Raw genomic sequence first — 1,607 nt, forward strand, 5'->3', positions numbered from 1 at the left:
AGGTCAAGAGCGTGAACACGCTGGTGCGCAAGGGCAAGACCAAGGTGTTTCGCGGCAATTTCGGTTCGCAGTCGGATGTGAAGCGGGCGATCGTGACCCTCGAAGAGGGCCACCGCATCGACGTCACCACCGGACTATAAGGCGATACATCGATGGCATTGAAAACATACAATCCCACGACGCCGGGCCAGCGCCAGCTGGTGATGGTCGATCGTTCGGCGCTCTACAAGGGCAAGCCGGTCAAGGCGTTGACCGAGGGCAAGCTCGGCAATGGCGGCCGCAACAATACCGGCCGTATCACCGTTCGCTTCCGCGGCGGCGGCCACAAGAAGGCCTACCGCACCGTCGACTTCAAGCGCGACAAGGTCGACGCTCCCGCGACCGTCGAGCGGCTGGAATACGATCCGAACCGCACCGCCTTCATCGCGCTGATCAAGTATCAGGACGGCGAGCAGGCCTATATCCTGGCGCCGCAGCGGCTGGCTGCGGGCGACACCGTGCTTGCCGGCAACCATGTCGACGTCAAGCCCGGCAATGTCATGCCGCTCGGCAACATGCCGGTCGGCACCATCATCCACAACATCGAGCTCAAGATCGGCAAGGGCGGCCAGCTCGCGCGTTCCGCCGGCACCTACGCCCAGATCGTCGGCCGCGACCATGACTACGTCATCGTCCGCCTGAACTCCGGCGAGCAGCGCCTGGTGCACGGCCGCTGCCGCGGCACCATCGGCGCGGTGTCCAATCCCGATCACATGAACATCTCGATCGGCAAGGCCGGCCGCACCCGCTGGCTGGGCTGGCGTCCGCACAATCGCGGCGTCGTCATGAACCCGATCGATCACCCGCATGGCGGCGGCGAAGGCCGCACCTCCGGCGGGCGTCACCCGGTGACCCCGTGGGGCAAGCCGACCAAGGGCAAGAAGACCCGCTCCAACAAGTCGACCAACAAATTCATTCTCCTAAGCCGCCACAAGCGGAAGAAGTAAGGAACGCCGGACATGGTTCGTTCAGTCTGGAAAGGCCCGTTCGTTGAAGGCTCGCTGCTCAAGAAGGCAGACGTCGCACGTGCGTCCGGCCGTCATGACGTGATCAAGATCTGGAGCCGCCGCTCGACCATCCTGCCGCAGTTCGTCGGCCTGGTGTTCGGCGTCTACAACGGCCAGAAGCATGTGCCGGTATCGGTCAACGAGGAAATGGTGGGCCACAAGTTCGGCGAGTTCTCGCCGACGCGGACCTTCCACGGCCATTCTGGCGACAAGAAAGCCAAAAAGGCTTGAGGACTAAGCGATGAGCAAACCAAAGCGCGAACGGAGCCTCCCGGATAACGAGGCCAAGGCAATCGCCCGGATGCTGCGCGTAAGCCCGCAGAAGCTGAATCTTGTCGCGCAACTGATCCGCGGCAGGAAGGCTTCGGCAGCACTTGCCGATCTGCAGTTTTCGCGCAAGCGGATCGCGGTCGACGTCAAGAAGTGTCTGGAGTCCGCGATCGCCAACGCCGAAAACAACCATGACCTCGAGGTCGACGACCTGATCGTCTCCGAGGCCCATGTCGGCAAGGGCATCGTGATGAAGCGTTTCGCACCGCGCGGCCGTGGCCGTTCGGGACG

The 1,607-nt window shown here is 63.2% G+C and carries 4 protein-coding genes; all 4 read left to right on the plus strand.

What is annotated here, in order from left to right; genetic code table 11:
* Positions 1–140: 50S ribosomal protein L23 (gene rplW / locus WCE35_RS14205; RefSeq protein ID WP_424593979.1), on the plus strand; the 140-nt coding region annotated here is incomplete at its 5' end.
* A 12-nt stretch (positions 141–152) separates the two neighbouring features.
* Positions 153–986 carry a 50S ribosomal protein L2 gene (gene rplB / locus WCE35_RS14210; RefSeq protein WP_424593977.1) on the plus strand — a complete coding sequence of 278 codons (834 nt, stop codon included), beginning with the start codon at positions 153–155 and terminating at the stop codon, positions 984–986.
* A 12-nt stretch (positions 987–998) separates the two neighbouring features.
* Positions 999–1,277, plus strand: a complete 279-nt coding sequence (gene rpsS, locus WCE35_RS14215; protein WP_213741999.1) for a 30S ribosomal protein S19 — start codon at positions 999–1,001, stop codon at positions 1,275–1,277.
* Between the two features lie 10 nt (positions 1,278–1,287).
* Positions 1,288–1,607 (plus strand): 50S ribosomal protein L22 (rplV, locus tag WCE35_RS14220; protein ID WP_424593978.1); only part of this gene is annotated, 320 nt, incomplete at its 3' end.

Source organism: Bradyrhizobium sp., assembly GCF_049691595.1.
GTDB lineage: Bacteria > Pseudomonadota > Alphaproteobacteria > Rhizobiales > Xanthobacteraceae > Bradyrhizobium.